8 protein-coding genes and 1 riboswitch are annotated in these 6,732 nt (G+C 74.3%); of the genes, 3 read left to right on the top strand and 5 right to left on the bottom strand.

Translation table 11 applies throughout. From position 1 onward, the window contains the following. From eutB to Q0195_RS00020, 5 genes are all read right to left on the bottom strand, one after another. Positions 1-179 (bottom strand): ethanolamine ammonia-lyase subunit EutB (eutB, locus tag Q0195_RS00040; RefSeq protein ID WP_299272903.1); only part of this gene is annotated, 179 nt, incomplete at its 3' end. Between the two features lie 35 nt (positions 180-214). Then, positions 215-1,654 carry an ethanolamine ammonia-lyase reactivating factor EutA gene (locus tag Q0195_RS00035; RefSeq protein WP_299272900.1) on the bottom strand — a complete coding sequence of 480 codons (1,440 nt, stop codon included), beginning with the start codon at positions 1,652-1,654 and terminating at the stop codon, positions 215-217. 12 nt (positions 1,655-1,666) lie between these two features. Next, positions 1,667-1,957, bottom strand: coding sequence for a EutN/CcmL family microcompartment protein (locus Q0195_RS00030; protein WP_299272898.1), 291 nt, complete (start codon positions 1,955-1,957; stop codon positions 1,667-1,669). 9 nt (positions 1,958-1,966) lie between these two features. Further along, complete coding sequence (locus Q0195_RS00025) at positions 1,967-3,151, bottom strand: ethanolamine utilization protein EutH (protein WP_299272896.1); 1,185 nt, start codon at positions 3,149-3,151, stop codon at positions 1,967-1,969. A gap of 100 nt (positions 3,152-3,251) precedes the next feature. Further along, complete coding sequence (locus Q0195_RS00020) at positions 3,252-3,803, bottom strand: cob(I)yrinic acid a,c-diamide adenosyltransferase (RefSeq protein ID WP_299272893.1); 552 nt, start codon at positions 3,801-3,803, stop codon at positions 3,252-3,254. 49 nt (positions 3,804-3,852) lie between these two features. Then, a riboswitch (cobalamin riboswitch) is annotated at positions 3,853-3,985 on the top strand. 131 nt (positions 3,986-4,116) lie between these two features. Here Q0195_RS00020 and Q0195_RS00015 point away from each other — a divergent pair. The 3 genes from Q0195_RS00015 to Q0195_RS00005 all read left to right on the top strand — a co-directional run. Beyond that, positions 4,117-4,767: a hypothetical protein gene (locus tag Q0195_RS00015; RefSeq protein WP_299272890.1), complete on the top strand. Its 651-nt coding sequence runs from the start codon at positions 4,117-4,119 to the stop codon at positions 4,765-4,767. A gap of 1 nt (position 4,768) precedes the next feature. Next, positions 4,769-5,848, top strand: a complete 1,080-nt coding sequence (locus tag Q0195_RS00010; RefSeq protein WP_299272888.1) for a CbiQ family ECF transporter T component — start codon at positions 4,769-4,771, stop codon at positions 5,846-5,848. Beyond that, positions 5,845-6,732: ABC transporter ATP-binding protein (locus tag Q0195_RS00005; RefSeq protein ID WP_299272885.1), on the top strand; the 888-nt coding region annotated here is incomplete at its 3' end. The genes Q0195_RS00010 and Q0195_RS00005, both read left to right, overlap by 4 nt.

The raw sequence follows: 6,732 nt of genomic DNA, 5'->3' as shown, positions 1-6,732 counted from the left end.
CGCAGGACGGAGAGGGGGACCTCCGCGAGGACGAACTTCGCCGCCACCCGCTCGGCGGCGGAGCGGGCGGCGATGCCCGCCTGCTGGTCGCCGGACTTCTCCTCGTTGGCCTTGGCGAGCAGCTCCTTGATCGAGCCGAACTCGTAGGTCTGCCCGAACAGCTTCGTTCTCAGCAGCATCTGCGTGCCTCCCGCTGTCGCACTGTCCAGCCTCCTTACTCGTAGAAGACCAAGGTCTTGACCGACACCGGGACGACGCGGCCGTCCAGCATCGGTGTGCCGATGTCGATGAAGTCGCCCTCGCCGAGCCCGATCTGGTCGATGGCGATGAGCGGCAGCCCCGGGGTGAGCGCCTTGATGCTCTGTCCCAGGACCTGCGCGTAGTCGTGCTCGGTGACGAGGACGACGGGGGCGTCCCCGCGGTCGCGCCCGAACTCGGCCACCGCCTGCGCCACGCGCTGCATGGCGGGGTAGTCCAGGTGCTCGGGCAGGTCGAGCGCGAGCGCGACGCTGCCCTCCGTCTCCTGGTCCCAGCGACCGACGGCGTGGTCGAGGCCGGCGGCGACGACGCTCACCTCGGGCACCGGGTCACCGACGACGGGCTCGACGACGGGCAGGTTGCGCAGCGGCAGCAGCTCGTCCTGGGTCCAGATCGTCGACCCGGACAGGGTGACGGTCTGGCTCGCGGCCCCCAGCACGGTCGCGCGGAGGGTCTCGGCCGGCCGGCGAACCGGCAGCGCCCGCAACCGCGGGTTGTGCCGCAGCGAGTGCGCCAGGAGCGGGCCGAGATCACCGTAGGCTGCGATCTCGGCGAGCGAGCCGGCCGGGTCGCCGTCGTAGTAGGCCCGGCCCACCCCGCCGGAGAGGAAGACGGCGGTGACCTCGCGGCCCAGTGGTGGCAGCGGCGGGGTGAGCGCCACCCCGGCGGGCAGGCCGCCCGGCTCCCCGAGGAGGAGGTCGACGATGTGGTCGGCCATGGCGTCGCTCAGCTCGCGCAGCGCCCCCAGGCCCGCCCGGCGCCCCTCGGCGAGGTCGATGCCCCGGGCGGCGACGATCGCCCGACCCGGCGGCGCGAGGTGGGTGACGACGCCGGTGGCCGGGTCGAGGGTGAGCTGGCGTCCGCCGACCATGATCGCGGCCGAGGCGACGTGGCGCCCGGAGCGGAAGACCGCGGCGTTGGACGACCCGCCTCCGATGTCGACGTTGACGGCCGTGGTGTACTCCTGCGCCGAGTACGCCGCCGCCCCCGAGCCGCGCCCGGCGATCTGCGACTCGAGGTTGGGGCCTGCGACGGTGACGACGAAGTCGCCGGCCAGCCCCGAGACGGCGGCGAGGATCGCCTCGGCGTTCTTCGTGCGGGCGGTCTCCCCGGTGATGATCACCGCACCGGTCTCGACGTCGTCCGGGGTGACCCCGGCCGCGGCGAACTCCTCGCGCACGATGGTGAGCAGCTGCTCGACGTCGACCTCGTCCGGACCCCGCAGCGGGGTGGGGTGCGGCGGGCTCTGGTGGACGACGGCGCGCGCGTCGACCTCGATCCGCGGCACCATGCCCACCCGGTGGGCGTTGCGGACGGTCAGCCGGGAGAACACCACCTGGCTGGTCGTCGTGCCGACGTCGATGCCGACGCTGAGCAGCTCCCTGGTCGTCGTCACGGCCACATCCGCTCAGGACTTCTCGAAGGTGCGTCGACCGTCGACCTCGATGGAGTCGAGGATCGCCATGATGAGCGCGTCGACCGCCCGTCCCTCGGTGGCCTCGGTCTGCCGCGCGGCGCTGCCGCGGGCGACGAGCACGACCTCCCCGACGCCGGCCCCCACCCCGTCGACGGCGACGAACGGGTCGCCCACCAGCTCGTCCTGCGGGGTGGTCTCCCGGACGAGGAGCAGCTTGAGCCCGCGCAGGCCGTCCACCTTGATCGTCGACACGGCCGAGCCGACCACGCGTGCGATGAGCATGACCGCCGCTCACCTGCCCTCGTCGGTGGACGGGCGGGCCTCGGGCATCGACGGGGCGTCCTCGACCTGAAGATCCGGGGTGGCCACCCGCTGCCCGGGCACGAAGGCCGGGTAGCGCCGTCGGAAGAAGAGGAAGGCGACGAGGACGGCGGTGACGCCGGCGCAGAGCTTGCCGACGATCATCGGGAAGATCATCGTGCGCTCCACTCCGGCGGTGAAGCCGAGGTGGTCGCCGAAGGTGAAGGCCGCGCTCACCGCGAAGGCGACGTTGAGCACCTTCCCGCGCGGGTCCATCTCCTTGAGGATCTGGAACATCGGGATGTTGTTCGCCAGCGTGGCGATCATCCCGCCCGCGGCCTTGTCGTTCATCCCGAGCAGGGTGCCGACCCGGGTCAGCGGCTTGGCGGCCAGGGTGATGATGAGGTGCACCGCCGGGAACGCGCCGAGGAGCATCATGCCGATGAGCGCGACGATCTCCAGGCCGTCGGTGGGCGGGGCCAGCTCCCAGCCCTCGGGCATGATCCGCGCGCCGGTCATGAACTCGAAGACCCCGATGACGAGGCCGACGGAGATGAGCGCGACGAGGAACTTGCCGAACCACAGGAACCCGGTGGTCATCCGGTCCGGGATGCGCCACAGCCCGACCGCGATGAGCGCGGCGGCGATGACGATGGGCACGAGGTTGGCCAGCACCATCGTCGCCGGGAACCCGGCGACGAGACCACCGACGAGGACGCCGAAGGGGATGGTGATCATCCCGGCGAGCACGCCCTGGGCGAGGAAGCTGCGGTCCTCGCGCTCGATGATCCCGAGCGCCACCGGGATGGTGAAGACGATGGTCGGGCCCATCATCGCGCCGAGGATGAGACCGGCGAGCAGCCCCGCCTCCTCGCTCTGCGCCAGCTCGATCGCCAGCGGGTAGCCGCCCATGTCGTTGGCGAGCAGGGTGGTGGCGAACATCGACGGGTCGGCACCGAGCGCGGTGTAGACCGGGACGATGACCGGCTCGAGCAGCTTGGCCAGCACCGGCGCCAGGGACACGACACCGACCATCGCCAGGGCCAGCGGCCCCAGCGCCATGAAGCCCTCCTCGAACTTCTCCCCCAGCCCGAAGCGGTTGCCGATCGCCCGGTCGAGGCCGCCGAGCACCATGCAGATCATCAGGATCCAGACGATGACCTCGTTGACATCCATCGCTGCCTCCCCGCAGCCGGACTTTGTGAGACCCGTCACGTGGGACGGCTAGCGGGAGGGGATCGGCCCTGTACCCGGTTTGGGCCGGTGACCTGCCGGTTCAGTGGCTCCGCGGCTCAGGGCCCGGGCCGCTCGCCTCCCGGGCGAGCACGAAGAGCAGGTCGGAGAGCCGGTTGAGGTAGTGCAGCACCGGCTCGGCGACGTGCTCACCCTCCTCACGGGCGGCGACGGCGTGCCGCTCCGCGCGCCGCACCACGGTGCGGGCGAGGTCCAGGTGCGCCGAGGTGGGCGTCGCCCCCGGCACGAGGAACACCGGCTCCAGCGGGCGGGCCGCGAGCCGCTCGTCGATCAGCGCCTCGAGGGCGGCGGTCATCTCCTCGGTGACGACGGAGACGCCCGGCTCGAGCTTCGCGCGGCGGTCGGGGTGGGTGGCCAGGTCGGCCCCGACGACGAAGAGCTCGCGCTGGACGCGCAGGACGAGCTCGGCCAGCTCCGGGTCGGTGCAGCCGGCCCGGGCGACGCCGAGGACGGCGACGGCCTCGTCGACGTCGCCGCACGCCGCCACCACCGGGGAGGCCTTGGAGATCCGTCCGCCGAGGAACCGGCCCGTCGTGCCGTCGTCGCCCTGCCGGGTGTAGATGCGCGATGCCATGACCGCAGCATGGCACCTCCCGGCGCGTCGACCGTCCTTCCGCGGCGGCACAACAGGGGATATGGTCGGTGTCGAGCCTGACCGAGGGGAAGCCGGTCGAAGTCCGGCGCTGACCCGCAACCGTAGGTCGAGACGAGTCTCGACGAGCCGGAGTACCTGGGTCCGGCTGACGTTCGGCTCTTGTCCGTCGCGGTCTGCGGAGGGAGCCCGAAGCGCCGGCGGCGTCCCTCCGGCGGTCCGGGAGCCTGCCGTGGCCGCTGCCCGAAAGGCGCTTGCGATGTCCTCCTCTCCCCTGCCTCGCGGTGGTCTGGCCGTGGCCGTCCTCGGTCTCGCCGCGCTCGTGCCGGCCGCGCCCGCCGCGGCCATGGACATGGACGGCTGCACCGACGGCGTCACCGTCGTCGTCGACTTCACCGACCTCGGCGGCGAGGTGCGCACCGGCTGCGCGACCGGGGACCCGGCCAGCGGGCGGGAGGCGCTCGAGCAGGCCGGCTTCACCCCGACCGACTCGATCCCGGGCATGATCTGCGCCATCGACTCTCTGCCCGACCCCTGCCCGGAGGAGTTCGACGGGAGCTACTGGTCGTACTGGACCGGCAGCGAGGGCGAGTGGACCGCCCATGTCGCGGGCGCCGACACGGTCGACCCCGCCCCCGGTGACGTCGAGGGCTGGCGGTACAACGACGGCTCCACCGGCCCGGGCCTCACCCCCGCCGAGGCCGCGGCAGCCGTCGGCACCCGTCCTGCCGACGACGGCGCGGAGGGGCCTGCGGCCACCACCGACACCCCTGAGCCCGTGGACGCCGCCGGCGAGTCGGTCGACGACGCCGCCGAGCCGGTGGACGACGCGGCTGACACGTCCGACGACGGCGGCGGGGTGCCCACGTGGGTGTGGTTCGGTGCCGCCGGGGTGGTCCTGATCGCTCTCGGCGTCGTGCGGCTCGTGCGCAACCGCCAGGCCTGACGTGACCACCGACGCCCTCGCCGCCCCGCCGCGCACCACCGCGGCGCGCCCCCGCGTGCGCGAGCTGCACCCGCTCGCGTGGTGGGCCTGGGCGGCCGGGGCGTGCGTGGCCGTCTCCCGCACCGGCAACCCGGTGGGCCTCGTGCTCCTCGTCGCCGCGGTGGTGGCCGTGGTCCTCCGCTGCCGCGGCACGGGGCCGTGGACCCGCGTGTTCCGGGTGTACGTCGCGGTGGCGGTGGCGGTGGTCGTGCTCCGCCTGGCGTTCCATGTGCTCTTCGGGCTGCGCACCGGGGGCCCGGTCCTGCTGCCCCTGCCACGGGTGCCGTTGCCGCAGTGGGCGGGCGGCATCTCGCTCCTCGGCCCGGTGCAGCTGCCAGGTCTCCTCGCCGCGCTGTACACCGCCGCCGCGCTGGCGGCGGTCATCCTGTGCTTCGGCGCCGCGAACACGCTGGCCAACCCCAAGCACGTGCTGCGCCACCTCCCCGGCGCGCTGCACGACCTCAGCACCTCCGTCGTCATCGCGGTCACCGTCGCCCCACAGCTCGTCGCCTCCGTCCGGGACGTGCGGCGCGCCCGCCGGCTGCGCGGCGTACAGGCCACCGGTCCGCGCGCCGCGCTCCAGTACGTCCAGCCGGTGCTGCACGACGCCATGGACCGGGCGATCGCGCTCGCCGCCTCCATGGACTCCCGCGGCTACGCCCACACCCGGGGCGGCGCGTCCCGCGGTGTCAACCTCGCCCTGCTCGTCTCCCTCGTCCTCGCCGGCCTCGGCACCTACGGGCTGCTCGACGCCACCGTGCCCCGCTGGCTCGGCGCCCCGGTCCTCGCGCTGGCCACGGTCGTCGGCGGCGGCGCCGCGGCCCTCGCCTCCCGCCGGGTGCGGCGCACCCGGTACCGCCCGGTGCCGTGGCGGAGCCGCGAGACGGTCGTCGCGCTGTGCGGCGCCGTCGCCGCCGGGATCGTCGTCACCGCCGGGGCCCCCGCCCACCCGGACCCGCTCGCGTGGCCCGGCCTGCCCCTCGGCGCGCTCGCCGCCGCCGCGCTGCTCGCCGTCCCCGCCGTCACCGAGGAGCACCGATGATCCGCTTCGACGCGGTGACCGTCACCTACCCCGGGGCGGCCGCGCCCGCGCTGCGCGACGTCGACGTCACCGTGGAGGAGGGCGAGCTGTGCCTCGTCGTGGGCCCCACCGGCGCAGGCAAGTCGACGTTGCTCGGGGCGGCGTGCGCCCGGGTCCCCCACTTCACCGGTGGACTCCTCGCCGGCCGGGTCCAGGTGGCCGGGCGCGACACCCGCGACCACCTGCCCCGCCGGCTGGCCGACGTCGTCGGCGTCGTGACACAGGACCCGCTCAAGGGCTTCGTCACCGACACCGTCGAGGAGGAGCTGGCCTTCGGGATGGAGCAGCTCGGGCTCCCGGCCGGGGTGATGCGCAAGCGCGTGGAGGAGACGCTCGACCTCCTGGGCCTGGCACCGCTGCGCGACCGTCCGCTCGTCGACCTGTCCGGCGGGGAGCAGCAGCGCGTCGCGCTCGGCGCCGTCATGACCGCCCAGCCGCGGGTGCTCGTGCTCGACGAGCCGACCTCCGCACTCGACCCGACCGCCGCCGAGGAGGTGCTGGCCGCGGTGGCCCGCCTCGTCCACGACCTCGGCGTCACAGTGCTGCTCGCCGAGCACCGGCTCGAGCGGGTCACCCAGTTCGCCGACTCCGTCCTCGAGGTGCGCGCCGACGGCAGCGTCGTCCACGGCCCGCCCGAGCTCGTGCTCGCCGGCTCCGCCGTGGCCCCACCCGTCGTCGAGCTGGGCCGGCTCGCCGGCTGGTCGCCGCTGCCGCTGTCGGTGCGCGACGCCCGCCGCCGTGCCGCCGGCCTCCGCCGCGACCTCGCCGGCACCACCCCGCCCCTCACCACCCCGCCTCCCACCGCCCCCCTCTCACCGACAGCCCACGTCCCACCGACAGCCCAC

This window comes from uncultured Georgenia sp. (assembly GCF_937958535.1).
GTDB lineage: Bacteria > Actinomycetota > Actinomycetes > Actinomycetales > Actinomycetaceae > Oceanitalea.
This window is presented reverse-complemented; position numbering and strand designations above follow the sequence as displayed.